Source organism: Microcoleus sp. CAWBG58, from assembly GCF_020883045.1.
Classification (GTDB): domain Bacteria; phylum Cyanobacteriota; class Cyanobacteriia; order Cyanobacteriales; family Microcoleaceae; genus Microcoleus.
The window spans coordinates 1-19,002 of the sequence record NZ_JAHRFA010000018.1; the positions used below are offsets into that span (position 1 = coordinate 1).

The following is a 19,002-nucleotide window of genomic DNA, read 5'->3' on the forward strand; positions in this document are numbered from 1 at the left end:
CGATGGTGATTTTAGGTTTGAGTTTCATACAGGTAAACCCTAATTAAATATTTTGTAGTTACTCAACAATTCTTCTCCAATATACCATATTCTGTTAATATAAAGTTTAGATGCGTTCGCCCTGAGCCGGATGGTGTTCGGTAGCTTCAGCTTTAACGTGATTGCGCGGAGTTTTAAAAGTCTTGAGAGTTTGCACCGGTTCTGTTGCCCAACAGTCGGCTGAAGCATCAAAGTTCCAAGTCTCGGAAGCATCTAAAACAGGAAGTTTTTTGATGAATGATTGCAAATCTGACAGTTGCTTTTCAATGAATAGCAAATAGCTGACGGGTACTTGGCTCAAAAGCACGTTTCCGTCTACAGTTATGTCGGCGCGGGCTCTGCAATTTGTCCAATCTTTGGTTGCGGTTACGTCGAAGAGTTTGGTCAAAACTTCTGTTGTTTTGCGGATAATCTCTTCGGCTTTGACTTCGACTTTTTTGGACTCGGGTGGCAGTTGTTCGCCTTCTTCGTCTTTGGGGCGGTACGTGCGGGAGATGCCCGAAAGCACGGCAGGCTTCTGGAGAGCTTTTTGGGCTTCTGCTAGTTCTTGGATCGATCGGCTTTTGATGCCTTTCTCGATCGCGATAATCTGATTTAATCGTGCCATAGTTCTATATTATTGATGCTGAAGTCACGTCGAGTATGCTTGCAGGGCGATCGTCAAACTCTTTCTCGTGTGGCTTTTACGGCTTTGAGGACTGAAGTCCTGACTGCAAACCTTACGATTTTTAAGCTGACATCACGGATATTTGTAGTATGACATACTTCAAAAAGAATGACAAGCTTTCCTTTGCAGGGGCCATGCCAAGAGTTGACAGTTGACAATTGACAGTTGACAATTGACAGTTGACAGTTGGAAAAGGGAAGACGGAAGAAAGACGAGTTGACAGTTGACAGAAGGAAGACTGAAGACGAAAGAAGAAAGATTTTCCCCCTCTCCCCCTTTTTCCCCTTTCCCAATCTCCCCCTCTCCCAATCTCCCTCTCTCCCAATCTCCCCCTCTCTCCCCAGACACAACAGCCGAAGCATTATCACTTTGCTAGCCTAACAATTTATGACTCAAAAACTTGGCAAAATCCCTAGCATCGCTGCGGATCAAGTGAATGCCGTCATTGGTGCGCCATTCTCGCGGGGGCGGGGGGGGCAACCACTCAAAGCGATCGGACGGAAACAGCTTTTTAGTCAATTCTCGGACTTGTTTTCTCCTGATTGCAGCGTCAACTCGCGACTCTTGAGGAATGTCAAATAAAATTATTTTTGCCCCGCTATTTTTATTGATTTCAGCGATTTGAGCTCTAATTACACCAGCTTGTTTTTTGATATCTTCTACATCTTTTTTAGACAAAGGTTGGCTTTGAATATCAACAGTTGTTTGGATAGCTTTTTGCGATAATTCCGGAGTAAGATTGCGAGCCTCTATGCTGTCTAGTGCCTCTTTAGTTGCTTTTTGATTGTATTTATAGCCTTTTTTTAACGAATGTATAAAAACACTCACTGGACGATATTCTTCTCTCAGTATTGGCAAATACTGGCGCATCCAATAAAAAACAGGATTGTACAAAGATTCAACTAAATCCCTATCTATTGTGCGACTAATAGTATCGTTAATTTCTACCAAAATAATCGGAGGGTTGCTATTACTTTTTTTAACTATTTCTAAACCCGTCTGGCTCGATCCTCCCCCCAAAGCTATGCTCTTTACGCCCTTTCCAATGTCTGCAACACGAAGGTTGGCAGATAGAGAACTACCCACCATGACAATTTTCCGATCGGAATCATCATATACATACCTTTGAGCTTTGACAATATTATTTTGAATTAGGCTAACTCCGTCAGAAGCTGGTAACACTCCGCCACTGACGAGAACTTGATAAAAACTCATTAGAAACAGGAAAATTAGTACCGGGCGCAGAATAGATCGCAACTTGTATTTTATAAACATTGAACACCTTCTAGAATTGGAAATAAATAAATTGTTTCGAGCTGCCACTGTTGAGGAATATCATTGCCAGCATAATTCCTAAAGCTACATCTTGATAAATACTCCATAATTTTTGATTTTTTTTAAGTGAATCATGTTTCATCAGATTTTGCCAAGTGGGAAAATGAGGAATGTGATAAATTACTACTGGCAGGGAAAAAATTAGCGTCGGAATAATGTGAGTCCAACCAGGCTTGACTTTATAGTTGCGAACTAAAGTAACTACGAAGTCAACTGCTTCTTCAAATCGTGGTAGTTTGAAAAGCAGCCATCCGAAGGAAACAAAAGAGAAAATTCCTACAACGCTAAGGCTGTCAAATAATAATTGTTGCCAGATTGGTTTGGTTTCTGCTGAATTGGGTTCTGGGGATTTATTTTTGGATTTGTCGAACCCAAAAAAGCGTTCTACTGCTAAACCAAATCCGTGATAAATGCCCCAAACTGCATAACTCCAAGCAGCACCGTGCCACAATCCGCCTAAAGTCATTACTGTCATTAAGTTAAGATAAGTTCTGATTTTTCCTTTACGGTTTCCTCCTAGGGGAAAGTATAGATAATCTCTGAGCCAAGTTGATAGGGAAATGTGCCACCTTCTCCAGAATTCCGAGAGGGAACGGGAGATGTAGGGAAAGTTGAAGTTGTCGGGAATTGCGTAGCCCAAAGCCGCTGCTAAACCGATCGCAATTAAGGAGTAACCGGCAAAATCGGCGAAGATTTGGATTGAGTAGCCGAACAGCAGCGTCAGGTTGGTAATAGTTCCAAATCCTTGGTAGTAGGGAAAGCTGATCCAGAAGGTATAGTCTTTTAAGTTGTCGGCGACGACCATTTTTAGGAAGTAGCCGACTGTGAGCGATCTAAAAATGAAATTGAAAGAAATGTCTTTTAAATATTTAGGCTCAATCTGGGGATAGAATGTCTTGGATTTTAAAATAGGGCCTGAGAGTAAATTGGGAAAAAAGCCAATAAAAAATGAAGTATTGAGCAGGTGTTGGCTAAATTTGGGTGAGACGTAAGCGTGGGATTCTGTTTCGCTTTCGCTTTTATCTTTTTGACTCAGTACATCTACCACTAAACTTATGCCTTCAAAGGTGTAGAAAGAAATACCGATTGGCAGAGGTAATTTTAAGAATAAATAAGCAATACTGCCTTCGGTTCGAGCAATATTAAAAACATCTGCAACAAAGTTAGTGAGCAAACCGGCGTATTTAAACAAGCTCAAAATTAATACATTCAGAACTACTCCTAATAAAGCCCAAAAAAAACGCTGTTTTTTGTCTGAAATTCTGGCAACTTGAAAGCTGGATGTAGTGTTGATCGCAATTGATAGTAGCAGGATCGACAGCAGTGCGGGAGCGTTCCAACTGTAAAATATGAAGCTGGCAATTATGAGGATGGGAACTTGCAGTTTTTGTAAGGGAGGGAAATAGTATATGGTGAAAACAATTGCAAAAAATACTAGAAATTCAATACTGTTAAATAACATATTCTTTTGATTTCGGTCTTTGATAAGTCTAACGGACGGCGGGTTGATTACTTTGGTTTTTCATCGGTTTTTCAATCGATATCCCTCGCGTTCTCTGGTGGGATTTTTGTGAAAAAACCTAGTTTCTGCATCCCAGAGTTTTTTTACCTAAGTTGTGACACCATTTTCCTAAAATAATGCAACTGTTGGCAAGCTTTAAACCCATACACAATAAGTCATTTCCAACTTTTTGATATTCTATGCGAAAATCGAAAATCGAAAATCGAAAAAGTTATCACTCACTATATCAAGGAGTGGCACTAATGCCAAGAGCGGACTCGTGGTGAGAGGTCGATCGCCATTCCTGCGAAAGTGTAGCAAAATTTACCTATTTTTGAGGCTGCGACTACCTCCTTAGATAGATGCGGAAATACCTCCACGGGCGAGTAGCAATATTGAGAAATATTTCTTAACATATAGATAACAAAGGGAATCCGAGGAGACCAAAAATCCTTAAGCCCTTGGGGTGCGCGGTTAACCAGATTCTTCGCAAACAAGGGCTAAATCAATGAACCAGCAGCAAAACTCTGAAGTTTCAGCATTTTTGCCAATGCTCCAAAAAGGCATTTGGCTGTTTGGGATTCTGTCTTGGATATTCGGGCTGACAGATAGAAGCATTGCACTATTGTCTGACGGATATCTGTCGGCGATCGATATTGTCCAGCTATTTACAGCTTCCTTCTTTTTCGTTAGTTGGATATTTTTAAGCCCATTTTTGAGTTTTAACTCCCAGAGTCAGCGGAAGGTAGAAGGCATTCGGCAGAAAGTAGAAGCCTCTCGCTAGTTTTTAAGTTGTAATGTTAGATTCGGTCGGGCTGTTGGTTTCTGCTGGGGCGAAGCGGGCGGGCCAAATCCGATCGCAAAAAAACAAAGTTCCCGCCGTCATACATAGCGGAATCGCCAACAGATTTAACAGGGGAATGCTCACCAAACCCAAGCAAACCAAACCAAAACTCCAGCTAGCCGGCAAACTCGCCCGAAATATCTCAAATTTCTCCTGAAAAGTTAGCTTCCGCCGTTCCAAAGGTGCATTTAAAAAGTCCAAACAGACAACAGTCGCGCCCAAAGCTACGCCTCCTAAACTGCTAAGAATAGATCCGGGCCCGGGGATAAAATTCAGCAGCAGGAGCGGTATCCCGATGCTGAACACAAGTTGTAGTTTTCGGATTTCAAAGCCGATCGCCAATTGTAGATCCCGAAAAATACTCGCCAAGTTCATTGGTGCTTCTGCGGGCAATTGACCGTTTCGCAGAAGTTCCAATTGTTCGGATAATTTGCCGTACCATGGCGAACCTAAAATCACGCCAAACTGGACTAACAAAAACCCGATTATTAACAAAAGTCCTGAAACTAAAAGTACGCGCAGCAGCCAGCCAAAACCGATTGTCAACACGCCGAGAAAGCTCAGCCAAGCTGGCAAACTGACAATTAAATTATGAAATCTGACGGACAAATCGGCAACTAAAATGTCTATGCCTGCCAAACTAGGAAATAGCAAGCTTAAATAAAGACCGATTCCAATTAAAAAATTTAGGACGACGGGAATTAATACATAAGTCCACAGCTTGGGAGTTTGAAAAATCAGCGTGAAAGCTCGAAAAGGATAGGTGAAACCTACCAAAAGTCCAAGGGGTGCGGTAATGGCTGCGGGGGCGGGATTTGAATTGAGCTGTTTTGACATATGGTTAAACAGTTGACAGTTGACAGTTGACAGTTGACAGCGAATTGATAAGAACGGAGATTTAAACTCCGTTTTTATCACAATCTGCCGACCTGAGTAAGGGCTTCAAACCCGGCTATTCGGTGAAGGAAGAAGGAAGAAGGAAGAAAGCCCTTCGGCTATGCTCAGGGTACAAATTCTATTATTATTGCGTATGAGGATTTATTGCAGGTTGCCCAAAAGTGAAGCTTTTTATTTACCATACCCCGGAACTTACGCCAGCAGACAAGATGCCGGCTTGCGCGATCGCAGTTGATGTACTGCGGGCGACTACGACAATGGCGACGGCCTTGAATAATGGGGCGGAAGCTGTGCAAGTTTTCAGCGACTTAGATAAGCTGATGGCAGAGAGCGAAAAATGGCCTGGAGACAAGCGGATTCGCGCCGGAGAGCGCGGTGGCGCGAAAGTTGACGGTTTTGACATGGGGAATTCGCCGCTGGACTGCGCGCCAGAAAAGGTGACTGGAAAGCGAATTTTTATCAGCACAACTAATGGTACTCGGGCTTTGCAACGAGTGCAAGATGCTGCAACGGTGTTGACGGCGGCTTTGAACAACCGCAAATCTGTGGTGCAGTTTCTGTTAAGCAAAAAGCCGGAAAGTATTTGGATTGTGGGTTCTGGTTGGGAAGGGAGTTATTCGTTGGAGGATACGGTGTGTGCTGGTGCGATCGCCCAAAGTCTTTTAGCAGAAAGCGGTATTCCGGCGATCGATTTTGCGGGTAACGATGAAGTGTTTGGGGCGATCGCTCTTTATTTGCACTGGCAAGATCGGCTGCATGAATTGTTGGAAAAAGCCAGTCACGGCCAGCGCCTCCTCGGTTTGGGCGTGATTGAAGATTTAAAATATTGCGCGCAATTGGATACTTTAGATGTGCTTCCTATGCAGCGAGAACCGGGTGTTTTGGTGAAGTCGGATTTTAAAATTTCTTAGGCTAATTTCTGGGTTCTATCTTCGGAAAAAAATTGGTTCGTAGTGAGGACTTTAGTCCGCATAAGCTCGGAGGACTAAAGTCCTCACTACAAACTATAAAATTGGTTCGTAGTGAGGACTTTAGTCCGCATCCAATCAGAGGACTAAAGTCCTCACTACAAACTGTAAAATGGGTTCGTAGTGAGGACTTTAGTCCGCATCCAATCAGAGGACTAAAGTCCTCACTACGAACGACGGAAGTTAGTAATTAGCGAACAATATTTTTTCAATAAAGTGCAATTAAAGATATTCAGTAGCGACAAAACCTTGTTGTATTCCTAGTTTATTCCAGACAAGTCAGAATTGCTGGATTCGCCGAAGCGTTGAATTAAACACTCGGCAATTCTGGCTGATGCACCGCTTTCTCCCATGCGGCGCCAGCCATTTTCAGCGATTAGCTGCAACCTGTCAGGATCGCGAAGCAAAGACTGGATGGTGCCGGCAACTTCGGCGGGATGTTTGACTAAAATTAATGAGGGGCCTAAGAGGCGACTTTGAGCTTCGGCAAAAGCGGGAGTAAATTGCGGGCCGCTGCCGGGAATGGCGATCGCCGGTTTTCCTAAACCTACAAATTGTTCTGTAGCTGTTCCGGCCATTGCGATCGCTAAATCGGCTTGGTACAAACAATCGTTAAAACTTTGCTGAGTTAAAATCATCGTGGCTTTTCTCTGCACAAAAGTCAAGGGCAATAGCAAATTAGGAGATTCTTTCCTAATTTCTTGAGCGTTAGAAACAGCAGGTCGCAAAATACTACCTTCTCGCCGCTGGGTTTTAGTTTCGCCCTCTTGGCGCCAGCCGAAAAATTCTAAACTAGGTCGCAAAGCTTCTAAGTTTAACTCGCCAGAAATAGCTCCGAAAAATAACAATTTGCGATCGCCAAACAGAGACAAAATTCCGGCTACAGCCTCTACTATTAGCAGCCAATTAGCATAGGCTTCCGGCGCTCGGGAACCGGGCAGTAAGGTGATGACGAGCGATCGCTCCATTTCCCGAAACTCTGCATCAGCGCCGTAAAAACGGGCGGGGTTTTCCGGTTCGAGTCCGTCCATCATGGGATTGCCGAGATTGTAGGCGGGAATTCCCAGCTTTTCTAAAGTCTCGGCGGTGAGGGCGTCCCGCACAAAAACAGCTTTACAGAGCTTTCTAGTCATCAACCAGCGCTCCCAAGGGAAATAAACCGATCGCGACCAAATCTTCCAAGCCCACGGGCGGGATTTGCCAGCCAGAGGCCCCTGCTCGTCCCGCACGTGATATTCGGACTTGGCCGTGCCGACAAAGGCATAGGGCGCGCCGCTGAGCCAAGCAAACAGCAGCGGTACAATATCCCCGCAAGCTAAAATCGCGGCGTTGTGATTTCCAGACTGTTGTTGCGATCGCACCCAAGCGCGGATAGCTTTAAACTGAGCTAGAGTCAACTGAAGCAACCCGCCTTTGACATCGCGCAAAAATTCCTTTCCATCCATGTAGATAAAGCCACCCGAAGGCATCCGCTGCACCGGGCCGATGATGCGGGCGTTTTCTAGTTGAGCGAAAGCTTGCCCTTCCCCCACTAGCGGAAACACGGCTATTTCTGGGGGATGCGGGTGCTGTTGCACTTCTCGCAAGATGCGAAGGGCGATCGCATCTTCTCCGTGGCCGTTACTGAGGCAAAGTATTTTCAATCCCAAATCTCTCAAAAAACTGTCTCTGAATATATAGAAGCAAGATTAGCCGCAGGATGCAAGGTGGTATAGCCGAAGCAAGAAGTAAGCGGAGCGGCGATCGCGCGAGTCGGGCCATTTTTGGTAAAATAGCAGGTGAAACTCCTATTTTAGAGGTAAAATCGGATGGTACAAACCCTGCCAAAATCTTTGACACTCGAAGAGTTTCTGAAGTTGTCAGAAACCAAGCCAGCCAGCGAGTACATTGACGGTAAAATCATTCAAAAACCCATGCCTCAAGGAGAACATAGTGTAATTCAAGGCGAGTTGACAAGTGCTGCTAATGCTGCTCTCAAACCTCAAAAGGTGGCGCGAGCATTTCCCGAACTGCGGTGTGTTTTTGGCGGTCGCGCGATCGTTCCCGACGTGACTGTATTCACTTGGGAGCGCATTCCCCGCAACGAAAATGGCTGTGTGGCAAATGTGTTTGCGATCGCCCCGGATTGGACAATTGAAATCCTCTCCCCCGACCAAAGCCAAACTAAAGTTACTAAAAATATTTTACATTGTCTCAAACACGGAACTCAAACGGGTTGGTTAATCGATCCAGAAGAGCGATCGGTTTTTGTATATCGGCCGGCTCAATCAACCGAGGTGTTTGACGAACCGGAACAGTTATTGCCCGTGCCATCTTTTGCCAGGGAATTGCAACTGACAGTAGGAGATTTATTTGGTTGGCTGTTACAGTGAAACAACAGAATATTATATAGCCTTTCTCACTAACATGAGGTACGCATTGGGCATTGGGCGGAGCGTAGCGGAGGGATTGGGCATTGGCATTGGGCATTTGAACCAATAACTAATAACCAATAACCAATAACCAATAACTAATAACTAATAACCAATAACCAATAACCAATAACCAATAACCAATAACCAATAACCAATAACCAATAACCAATAACCAATAACCAATAACCAATAACCAATAACTAATAACTACTAACCATCGATATACTGCTGTAAAATATTCCGAATTTGTTTGAGCTGAAATCCCTTAGCAAGTTGGCGGAGCTTCGTGGCAAACGGCACTAATTTTGGTTCCAAACTTTCCAGCTTAGCACTCTCCTCAAAAATTTCTTCAATGTCGCCCATAGCCGCAAGTTTCACAATTTTTGCTACCGACTCAGAAGCCGCAGGTAACAGAGCAGCATAAGCAGGAAAATCAGATGCTGGTGACAAACTGGGAGTTTTACAATTTTGGTTTTCCGGAGATTCCTCGTAAATCCATTCTAGTCCCAAATGCACGCGCAACTGTTCCAAAAAGTGATTTGCTTCGATCGGCTTGGGAAGAAAATCATCGCACCCTGCAAGGATGCTCTCTTGCTGCGCCGACTCGAAAACGCTAGCTGACAAAGCGATTAACACGACATCTTTTAATTCCGGCAACTGCCGCAGTCTCCTTGTAGTTTCTAAGCCATCCATTACAGGCATTTGCAAGTCCATTAAAATCACATCAGGTTGAAATTTGACTGCTTTGTAGAGGCATTCTTGACCATTTTGTGCCTCTGCAACTTCAAATCCCAAACGCCCCAGCATCCTGCACAACAAATCGCGATTTAGTTGATTGTCGTCCACGATTAGCACTTTCCGCTTATTGCCCACAAAACCGACCAGCCAGCGTTTTTCCCGCAAAGGAGACACCTCTAAGTAGCGTTTGGCTGCGGGCAATTCTAAATCTAGCCAGAAAGTGCTGCCTTTTCCGAAAGTGCTGTTGACGCGAATTTTGCTGCCCATCAGTTTCGCTAATTTCTGGCTGATCGAGAGTCCGAGACCCGTACCTTCAACAAAGGTATTGCCTCCTACTTGGTGGAACGGCAAAAATATTTCTTCTAACTTGCTTTTGTCTATTCCTGTCCCGGTATCCTCGACTTGAAATCGGATTTTTAAAGCGTGTTTAGCTGCGATCGCATTGTGGGAAAAGCGCAGATAATTTTCTTTGAGTTCAGAACTCAAAAGCGAGAATTCGTATGTTTCTCCTTGTCTGCGACTCCAGGCCTCTGTGCCGACATAGCCGACTTTGAAAGTTACTCCGCCGCTGTTAGTAAATTTAACCGCATTGCTGAGTAAATTAATTAGAATTTGGCGCAATCTTTTTTGATCGACTTGGACGCAGGTGGGCAGGGGCGATACTTGTTCGTAATTGAAACAAATTCCTTTTTGATCTGCCCGCATCTGAAACAGATCCGCAATATTTTTCGTAAAATTTAGAAAATTTAACTCTTCCGGGTAGAGTTCCATTTTTCTAGCTTCGATTTTAGAAAGGTCTAAAACATCGTTGATTAACATCAGCAGGTGTTGACCGCAATGTTGAATATTGCTGAGACTTTCTTGTTGATCGCAGCTTAAGTCTCTGTCGGTTTTGAGGATTTGAGCGTAACCTAAAACCCCGTTTAAAGGCGTGCGGAGTTCGTGGCTCATGTTGGCGAGAAATTCGCTTTTGGCGCGGTTGGCGGTTTCGGCGGCTTCTTTAGCTAATTGTAGGGCTGCTTCTGCTTGTTTGCGATCGGCTATTTCGGTTTGTGCTTGTTGAAATAGTGTTGATTGCTGGATCGCGATCGCCAATTGCACGCACAATTGCCGCAGGGATTCTATTTCTGAGGAATCCCAGACACGGGGGCCGCTGCAATCGTGGGCGATCAGCAGTCCCCAAAGTTGATTTTCTGCGGTGGATTGGGCAGGGTAAATGCTTTCTCGTGCTTGTAAAATCGGCACTACTAAGTTAGCTCTCACTTCAAAACTTTCGAGAATTTTAATGTAGCATTCGCTCAGATTTTCACCATAAATATCTTCGATAGCTCGAATACAGCCTTGCTGGTAAATAGCAACAAATTTATCTTTAAAACAGAGGTCAAAATTGTTAAAACCTCGGAGCGAAATTCGATTCTTTGCCACGGATTCGACAACTACAGTGCCGCTCCAGTCGGGATTAAAGCGGTAAATAACTGTGCGGTCTGTTTGCAATAATTGCCGCACTTGATCGACAGCAGCGGTGAGGACTTCTTCTAAATTGAGGGAGGAGCGAATGCGATCGAGCATGGCAACTACCAGGCGTTCTCGCCTTAATTGCTTTAGCAGCGCCATCTCAGCTTGTTTGCGGTCTGTGATGTCGGTAATTACTCCCACAAACCCGATTAAATTATCAGTTTCATCTTTAATACAGTCAGCGCGAAATAAGGTTGTTACCAGTTCCTTGCTTTTAGTTTTGATTTTGAGTTCGCCTTGCCAAGATTTGCCTTTACGAATCGTTTTAAACATTTCTTGCAGCACTGAATTTTGCGGATAAATTGCCGTTGCTCCACCCGCTGCGTTCAGTTCTTCTGCTGTGTAGCCGTACTGCACAATAAAGGCTTGATTGTGGTAGATCGATCGCCCTGTCAAGTCAGCAATGCCGATCGCATCACTGGTGCTTTCTACGGCTTGAGTCACCCGCAGTAGGTCTAATTCAGCTTGTTTGCGATCGCTAATATCAGTAATGCTGCCGATATAGCCTTTAACTTCCTGCTTGTCTCCGATTTCGGCGATCGCCTGACCGATCGCCCAAATTACCCGACCGTCTGGATGCTGAAAGCGGTATTCTGATTTAAAAGGAATTTTGTTAATAACTGCTCCATACCATTCATTTTTCACCCGCTCGGCATCATCAGGATGTACGGCATTCATCCAGCCTATTTCGGCTGCTAATTCTGGATCTAATCCCGTGATTTCGCTCCACCGCTGATTCACATAAAGACAATTACCAAACTGATCGCTGTGAAATATGCAAACCGGCGATGCTTCTGCCAAAGTTTGATAGCGGCGCTGGCTCGATAGCAGTTCTGATTCTGCTTGTTTTCTTTTGGTAATATCGCGAAAGATCGAAATTATCTCACCCCCTGCAAGCATTGTCAGCGACAATTCTTGAGGAAACTTAGTACCATCGCGCCGCTGACCGATTGTTTCTATATTGCAGTAGCCTTTCTCCTGAAGTACCGGGATTATTTCACCTTCAAGATATTGAATTTCTGCTGGACTGTAGAGCATTTTCCATTTCTTTCCATACAGTTCGCTAGCACTAGCCAATCCGTACATTTTTAGATAAGCTTCGTTTGAATAAATACATTCTTTCCGAGCGTTAAAAATAGCGATGCCGTCATAAGCAGCACCCATAGCAATTGCTTGCCGCTGAAGTTCCGACTCAGCTTTTTTGCGAGAAGTAATATCGCGAGCCACTGCATAAATTAAACCTTCTTCACTAAAGGGCGATGCCGTCCACAGCAACCATTTGTAGGAACCGTCTTGGCAAAGATAGCGGTTTTCAAAGTAGATAATGGACGTACCGGCGATTAGTTTTGCCATTTCGGCTGAGGTGGCTGCTCGATCGTCTGGATGAACAAATTCGATGAATGGTTTGGCGAGCAGTTCGGCACTGCTGTAGCGCAGAGCATTTGACCAAGCAGAGTTTAATCGTTTAAAATAGCCGTCGAAACCAGCAATGCAAAGCAAGTCTAAGGAAATAGTAAAAAAGCGATCGCGCTCAGCCTGTGCCTGCTTTAACTCAGTGATATCCATCACTAAACCGTCCCAGAGAATATCGCCTGTGCTCCCAGATTTACTCTCATTGGTGAGCCTTTCCGGTCTGGATGCTCCTTGCAGCCACTTAACTTTTCCGGATGGCATAATCTGCCGCCACTGCTGCTGCCAAGGTTCCAGCGTAGCGGCTGAAGTTGCGATCGATGCTTCTAAATCTAAGCGATCGTCTGCATGAATTCCGCTGAAAATCAATTCTGCATTTTGCTCTATTACTTCCGCCTCTAATTCGTAAACTTCGCGACTACCAGAAGAGACATAGGGAAAAGATCTTTCTCCAGTTTCTGAAGAGCGGAATTGATAAATTACTCCGGGCAGGTTAGCCACGAGTTTTTGAAATCGAGCTTCGCTTTGTTCGAGATCTCTTTGCTGCCGTCTGTATTCGGTAAAATCTCTGATTGTGCCAACTATTACTTTACTGTTATCAGCTCTTTTAAAAACGCTTTTTTTGGTGGAAATTATCCATTCTTTCCCCGCAGTGTCGGTAAATTTATCTTCTGTTTCTAAAGAGATATTATTTATCAATAATTCTTCATCTTTCCTGCAAAAAAGATCTGCTTGTGATTTCGCAAAAAAGTCATATTCTGATTTACCGATTAGTTCTTGTCGAGATTTTCCTATTAACTGACAAAAAGCATCATTTAATACGATCCAGCGGTGCTGGTCATCTTTAACAAAAATTGGATCTGGGGTCGCATTTAGAGTGTGGTTTAAAAATTCTTCAGATGCTTTCAGTTGTGCTTCGTAGCGGTAGCGATCGCTCACATCCAGCACCACTTCAATTATCCGGTCGATTGAGCCATCTATACCGCGGATGCAGCGCAGCGAAACTCGCGTGTAAACTATTTCGCCATCTTTTCTCAACCACCTTTTATCTGAGATGTAACCGTCGCTTTTACCTGCTAACATCTGAGATAATTTTTCAAAATTAGCCTCAAAATCTTCTGGATGAGTCAACTCCAGGCAATGCTTGTGCAAGAGTTCGCCGCGCTCGTATAAGAGCAAATCGCACAGTGCATCGTTAACTTCAATCCAATTGCAATTTTGGGCAATTGCGGGGTCAATAATTGGAGCGACGATGGCAATTCCGATCAGGGAATTTTCAACCACCGAGCGATATTTTTCTTCGCTTTTTCGCAAAGCATCTTGACTATTCTGGCGTTCTATGGCGTAACGGAGCGATCGCATTAACAGTTCGCCGTCGATTTTTCTTTTGACTAAATAATCCTGTACGCCCACCGAAATCAACCGCAGGGCAAGCTCTTCGTCGTTTTGGGCGGTCAAAACTACGATCGGCACATTTACCCCGTACTCTTGTATCCGAGCCACCGTCTCGATGCCCTGACTGTCTGGTAGTGAAAGATCTAATAAAATTATGTCAAAACTTTCTTGATTTAATCGCTGCTGCGCTTCACTGAGGCGCTCTACCTTCGTCAGCAATATATACTGCCGTTCGCTAATTCCCGAGAGCAAATCTTCAATAAGCTCAGCTTCCTGAGGGTTGTCTTCTACTAACAGAACCTTCAAGCACGTAGGAGGTACAGCTAAGTTAAAAACGGCGTTCATAATATTTGTTGATTAGATTTTTTTTCAAGTTAACTTGAATTTTATTGTTGATTTCCGGAGGAGTCATCGAATTACACATACACATACATCGGCGATCGGAATGCGGTGAGTGAGCGCTGCAAAAATTGTGTTTAAGAATTATAATTTTATCACGAACTGACTCGGCTGTCAACGCAAAATATGTTTTATTCTAACCTGCAATTTAACTGCTACCTTCTAGCTTCCGCCTGGAAATATAGGATTTAATTCAGATTCTCCTGCCATCTAGCTCCTACATATAGGCGAGTCTCAAAAAGATGAGGTACTCATAGGCATAGGCATAGGCATAGGCATCGGGCATAGAGCATAGAGCATCGGGCATCGGGCATCGGGCATCGGGAAGACCTCACTTTTTTGAAAACCGCTATATAGTCTTTCGAGCGAAAGATGAGGTACAAATTTGATTTGAGATTTGAGATTAGGAGATTCTAGGATGCGAGAATTTGGGCATTCAGGGATTGCGGAATAGTTGATGAATTGGTGAATACCCAGTCTTTGGGAGAACCGCTATAAGTGTCTGGTTGCTGTCTAGACTAAGGGAGAGTAAAATGAAAAGTTGAACCTTGACCCGGTTCCGACTTCACCCACATAGATCCACCGTGACGTTCCACAATCTTTTGACAAATTGCTAAACCAATACCTGTCCCAGAATATTCTCTTTGAGTGTGCAAGCGCTGGAAAATTTGAAAGATGCGTTCTTGATGCTGTGGAGCAATCCCAATCCCATTATCCGACACAGAAAACAACCAGTTTTCCTCATTTTTGGAAGCGGTAATATGAATCGTAGGCGGTGCATCGTGGCGATATTTAATTGCATTCCCGATTAAATTTTGAAAAAGCTGTACCAGTTGAGAAATATCCCCCATTATCTCTGGTAATTCACTGTAGGTGACAACTGCTTCAGCGTTGCGGATAGCCCCTTGCAAGTTGGCAATTGCTTGCTGGACTGCATGATTGCAATCTGCCAATTGAAAGGGTTTTTGACTGCGACCAACTCGCGAATATTCGAGCAAATCGTCAATTAAAGTTTGCATTCTCGTGCAGCCCTGAACAATATTGCTGATAAACTTAATAGCTTGGCTGTCGAGTTGGTCTTTGTAGCGTTTTTCTAAAAGTTGAGCGTAGCTGGCAATAGTTGCTAAAGGCGCTTGTAAGTCGTGAGAAGCGACATAAGCAAATTGTTCTAGTTCGGCATTCGATCGCGCCAATTCTTGGTTAGATTTTAAGAGGGCAGATTCAGCGCGCTTGCGGTTCGATATCTCTTGTTGGAGGAGCAAGTTTTGCTCTTGGAGGGCTTTTTCAACGGCGAGGCGGTTGCTAATTTCTTGTTGTAAAATCTGGTTTTTTTCGTAAAGAGTTTTTTCAACGGCTAAACGGCTGGTAATTTCCTCTAGAAGCAGCACATTTTGTTCTTTTAGCTGCTTTTGTAGATTTCGCAGGGTAAGGTGACTTTCGATGCGGGCGAGCACTTCTTCAAATTGAAATGGCTTGCTGATGTAGTCAACTGCTCCTACGGCAAATGCGTTTACTTTGTCGAAGACTTCATCTTTAGCACTGATGAAGATTACGGGAATTTCGCGAGTTTTAGGTTCAGATTTCAGATGCTGACACACTTCGTAGCCGTTCATTTCCGGCATCATGATGTCGAGTAAAATCAAATCGGGTGGATTGGAATTGCAGGCTCTCAAAGCCATTTGGCCGTTAATTACGCAGCGGGGGGCGTACCCCCGATGAGTCAACATTGTAGATAACAGGCGCAGATTTTCTGGGGTATCGTCTACTACTAAAATGTTTCCTAATGGCGTCTCTGGTTGCTGATTGTTCATTGAGTGTTTTCCCAAAAATGAATGAATAAGGAAGTTCGACAACGGATTATGTAACAGAAGATGTAATAGATGGAATAAGGCTTAGTTATAGCCTTTCGAGGGAAAGTTGAGGTATATAGGGAATAGGGCATCGGGTATAGGGCATCGGGTATAGGGCATACCTCACTTTTTCGAGAACTGCTATATGTAGGAGAGAAGTCAGAATCAATACAAGCAAGGATTTCGTTAATTAATAAAATCCTAACCGTTAGGTGCGGTTCGGATTTTTTATTTCGCAATTAAAAACAGACTGGGTTCTAGGAGGAATATTAGAGGAATAGAAGTAGGAATCATCTCAGGAATAGAATTTTCGATCATTGGTTTGTGCGATTTTTTGGATATTGTTTGTTTGCCATAAAGAATGGGTTTAAATCCTCTCCCTTTTGGAATAAATTAAAATCAGACTATTCATTACTCCAATCCTCGGACTTAAGGGTAGAGGTTGGCCTCAGGCGGTAAACTGTCAACTAAGAGGGCGGGTACTCTTGGCACCGCCCTTACTATTGTTAACTGTCAACTGAAGGAACAATCTTTAAACCGCCAGCAATAGAGTCAGAGCGTTATTGTACCAAGTCAATCCTTTATCTAAAACCTTAAAGCCAGCTACTTTACACATAGATTCTAAAGCAGAAGCTGTGGGCAGCCACCACCAAGGGCCAAAATCGTTGATGTCAAAAACTGCTTTATCAATTACTCCGAGAATTGGTGTGCCGTAGGTGTACTGCTGCCAGTAAGCTGTTAGGATAGCTCGTTCTGCTTCGCCCAAAGCGGGAATGAAGATTACCCCAGAAGCTGGAATTTCGTAGCGTCCCCGCTCGTTTTCTATAAGTTCTTGGGTAATTGCTGAAGTTAAGATTAAATACTGCCTTGTTATTTGACGCAAGCTCATTAAAATTTGCAAAGGGTGGGGGTGGTGGTACAAAACTCCTGCACAGTGGACGACATCGTAAGGCTCGCCAATTTCTGCAAGCTGAATCTGAGTTATATCTTGACTGATACAATTATAATTAGCAATATTTAAACTTGCCATGCGATCGCGAAAATCATCCCAAATATGTGCGGATGCGGGGGTGACATCAATCATTGTCAGAGCAACTGCACCGTATTTGCTGGCTATGGATACTTTTTCGTTGACTGTTCCCCACAATCCCCCAACTTCTGCAAAAGTGCGATTTTTGACGACTCGGGCAATGTAGCGATCGCGAATATCGTCATTTTCCAACTCTGATAATATACTGCGATCGCCCGTAGAGTCATTTTTCTGCAAAATCTCCGCCAATTTAGCGGATATTGCGGCATCTTGAGGCCGAATTTCCAACGCCATCAAGTACAAGACTGTAGCTGCGTCGGGGCGATCGCTCTCGGCAAACTTTTGGGCTGTTTCGCAGTAAAATTCAGGAGCGTGCAGCGGTTGCAATTCGTGGTGATAGTAACTGGTTGCCGGATCCAAACTTGAGGGCACTCTTTTGATGAGAGCATCACCTAACTTGGCGTAAATGTTGGGGAGATCCGGTTCGATTTGCACCGCGCAAAGGTAAGCAGAAACAGCTTCGTTCCAGTTGTGGATTTCAGTCAAAGCATCGCCTAAATTATAATAAGACCAAGAAAAATTGGGGTTGAGTTCAATAGCGCGCTGATAAGCGGTAGCTGCTGCTTTCCACTGCTGGGTTTTTAACAGCGGTTCTCCTAAATTGTGGTAAGTCCAAGAAAAGTCTCGATTGAGTTCGATCGCCTGTTGGTAGGCGGAGATTGCGGCCAGCCAATCCTGGAGTTTAACTAAAGTTAAGGCTAAATTATAATGAGACCAAAAAAAATCGGCATTCAGGGCGATCGCCCGCTGGTAAGCTGTCGCGGCTTCCGACCATTTTTCTAATTGAAAAAGTGTATCTCCCAACTTGTGACAAGAACCAGAAAAATTCTGGTCTAAGTCCACAGCTTTCTGATATGCGGCGGCCGAATCCGACCATTTTTCTAATTTGCTGTAAGCTTCGCCGAGGCTGTAGTAAGACCAAGAATAATCTGGGTCAATTGCCACAGCCGTGCGGTAGGCAATAATAGCTTCTTGCCATTGTTCTAATTCGAGTAGAACCTTGCCTAAATTGTAGTAAGACCAAAAAGAATTGAGATTCAATTCAATACTTTCGCGGTAGGAAGCTTCGGCTTCGCGCCAGAGTCCGTTGGCTTGCAAAACATTGCCTAATTTGTAATGAAACTCCGAAATATCCGGTTGCAGCTTGATAGCTTTGCGGTAGTTGACAATAGCTTCGTCCCACTGTTTTAGGCTGCTAGCGGCTTCGGCTAATTTGGTGTAAGCTTCACAACAACTAGAGTTTAAATAAATAGTGCGGTGGTAGCAAACTAGAGCTTTTTCTGGCTTGTTTTGCGCCAACAAGGTATTGCCCAAATCTAGATATTCTTCCGGTATGTCGATAGGTTGCACCAGGAGTGATTGATACCAACAGTCGGCTGCTTGCTGAGGTTGACCGATTTCGGTAAATATCCGGCTCAAATTGCGGTAAAATCCTGCAAAGTCTGGTTGCAGGGCGATCGCTTTTTGGTAACAGTCGATCGCCTCTTGCCATTGTTGCAAATTAGCGCAGAGGGTGCCGAGGTTAGCAAATGCTTCGGCAAAATCCGGTTTGTGGGCGATCGCAACTTTATACCAATACCGCGCGTCTTCTAGCTTACCCTGAGCTTGTAGCGCCTTTCCTAGGGTTTTGCAAGTCTCGGCGGAATCGGGGTGGGATTCGAGAATTTGGTGGCAAAGTGCGATCGTCCGATCGAACTTCCCTAAAGCTAAATATATTTCTGCCTGTTGTTGCCAATCAACCGCTGCTGTTTCAGAGTTCACTTTTAACGTTCCTGTTTAGTAATAATTCCTGGTGTAATTGTAGGGCAAAACCTCTCTGATATCCTCCAAATCGTGCACCGACATCGACCTACCTGTAAATACCGAGTACCTGGATGCCATTTATGCGATCCTCTTCGAGGGCTGCGCTAACGAACTTTAAGTTAATTTGTACGCAAGTC

Annotated in this window: 13 protein-coding genes; 4 read left to right on the top strand and 9 right to left on the bottom strand. The window is 44.2% G+C overall.

Features of this window, described 5'->3' with window-relative positions; genetic code table 11:
- Positions 1 to 106 precede the first annotated feature (106 nt).
- A complete protein-coding gene (locus QZ918_RS10370; RefSeq protein WP_293334275.1) occupies positions 107 to 646 on the bottom strand; it encodes a DUF7873 family protein in 540 nt (179 codons plus the stop codon).
- Positions 647 to 661: 15 nt separating this feature from the next.
- On the opposite strand from QZ918_RS10370, the gene QZ918_RS10375 reads away from it, so the two are divergent.
- A complete protein-coding gene (locus QZ918_RS10375) occupies positions 662 to 799 on the top strand; it encodes a hypothetical protein (RefSeq protein ID WP_293334278.1) in 138 nt (45 codons plus the stop codon).
- 6 nt (positions 800 to 805) lie between these two features.
- On the opposite strand, the gene QZ918_RS10380 is transcribed toward QZ918_RS10375, so the two are convergent.
- Genes QZ918_RS10380 through QZ918_RS10390 form a run of 3 tightly spaced genes read right to left on the bottom strand, consistent with a single transcriptional unit; the run spans position 806 to position 3,503 of the window.
- Positions 806 to 1,054, bottom strand: a complete 249-nt coding sequence (locus QZ918_RS10380; RefSeq protein WP_293334281.1) for a hypothetical protein — start codon at positions 1,052 to 1,054, stop codon at positions 806 to 808.
- Positions 1,055 to 1,078: 24 nt separating this feature from the next.
- Positions 1,079 to 1,981, bottom strand: coding sequence for a hypothetical protein (locus QZ918_RS10385; RefSeq protein WP_293334284.1), 903 nt, complete (start codon positions 1,979 to 1,981; stop codon positions 1,079 to 1,081).
- 10 nt (positions 1,982 to 1,991) lie between these two features.
- Positions 1,992 to 3,503 carry an MBOAT family O-acyltransferase gene (locus tag QZ918_RS10390; RefSeq protein ID WP_293334287.1) on the bottom strand — a complete coding sequence of 504 codons (1,512 nt, stop codon included), beginning with the start codon at positions 3,501 to 3,503 and terminating at the stop codon, positions 1,992 to 1,994.
- Between the two features lie 547 nt (positions 3,504 to 4,050).
- On the opposite strand from QZ918_RS10390, the gene QZ918_RS10395 reads away from it, so the two are divergent.
- Positions 4,051 to 4,326: a hypothetical protein gene (locus tag QZ918_RS10395; RefSeq protein ID WP_293334290.1), complete on the top strand. Its 276-nt coding sequence runs from the start codon at positions 4,051 to 4,053 to the stop codon at positions 4,324 to 4,326.
- Between the two features lie 3 nt (positions 4,327 to 4,329).
- Here QZ918_RS10395 and QZ918_RS10400 read toward each other — a convergent pair whose 3' ends face one another.
- Complete coding sequence (locus tag QZ918_RS10400; protein ID WP_367275307.1) at positions 4,330 to 5,304, bottom strand: EI24 domain-containing protein; 975 nt, start codon at positions 5,302 to 5,304, stop codon at positions 4,330 to 4,332.
- A 140-nt stretch (positions 5,305 to 5,444) separates the two neighbouring features.
- Between QZ918_RS10400 and QZ918_RS10405 the strand changes: the two genes are divergently transcribed.
- Positions 5,445 to 6,194: a 2-phosphosulfolactate phosphatase family protein gene (locus QZ918_RS10405; RefSeq protein ID WP_293153034.1), complete on the top strand. Its 750-nt coding sequence runs from the start codon at positions 5,445 to 5,447 to the stop codon at positions 6,192 to 6,194.
- Positions 6,195 to 6,511: 317 nt separating this feature from the next.
- Here QZ918_RS10405 and QZ918_RS10410 read toward each other — a convergent pair whose 3' ends face one another.
- A complete protein-coding gene (locus tag QZ918_RS10410) occupies positions 6,512 to 7,894 on the bottom strand; it encodes a lipid-A-disaccharide synthase-related protein (RefSeq protein ID WP_293334293.1) in 1,383 nt (460 codons plus the stop codon).
- Positions 7,895 to 8,059: 165 nt separating this feature from the next.
- On the opposite strand from QZ918_RS10410, the gene QZ918_RS10415 reads away from it, so the two are divergent.
- A complete protein-coding gene (locus QZ918_RS10415; protein ID WP_293153028.1) occupies positions 8,060 to 8,623 on the top strand; it encodes a Uma2 family endonuclease in 564 nt (187 codons plus the stop codon).
- Between the two features lie 252 nt (positions 8,624 to 8,875).
- Here the strand turns inward: QZ918_RS10415 and QZ918_RS10420 are convergent, their stop codons facing one another.
- The 3 genes from QZ918_RS10420 to QZ918_RS10430 all read right to left on the bottom strand — a co-directional run bounded on the left by QZ918_RS10420 (position 8,876) and on the right by QZ918_RS10430 (position 18,823).
- Positions 8,876 to 14,068, bottom strand: a complete 5,193-nt coding sequence (locus QZ918_RS10420; protein WP_293334296.1) for a PAS domain S-box protein — start codon at positions 14,066 to 14,068, stop codon at positions 8,876 to 8,878.
- Between the two features lie 572 nt (positions 14,069 to 14,640).
- Positions 14,641 to 15,933, bottom strand: a complete 1,293-nt coding sequence (locus tag QZ918_RS10425; RefSeq protein WP_293334299.1) for an ATP-binding protein — start codon at positions 15,931 to 15,933, stop codon at positions 14,641 to 14,643.
- Between the two features lie 571 nt (positions 15,934 to 16,504).
- Positions 16,505 to 18,823, bottom strand: a complete 2,319-nt coding sequence (locus QZ918_RS10430; RefSeq protein ID WP_293334302.1) for a tetratricopeptide repeat protein — start codon at positions 18,821 to 18,823, stop codon at positions 16,505 to 16,507.
- Between the last annotated feature and the right edge of the window lie 179 nt (positions 18,824 to 19,002).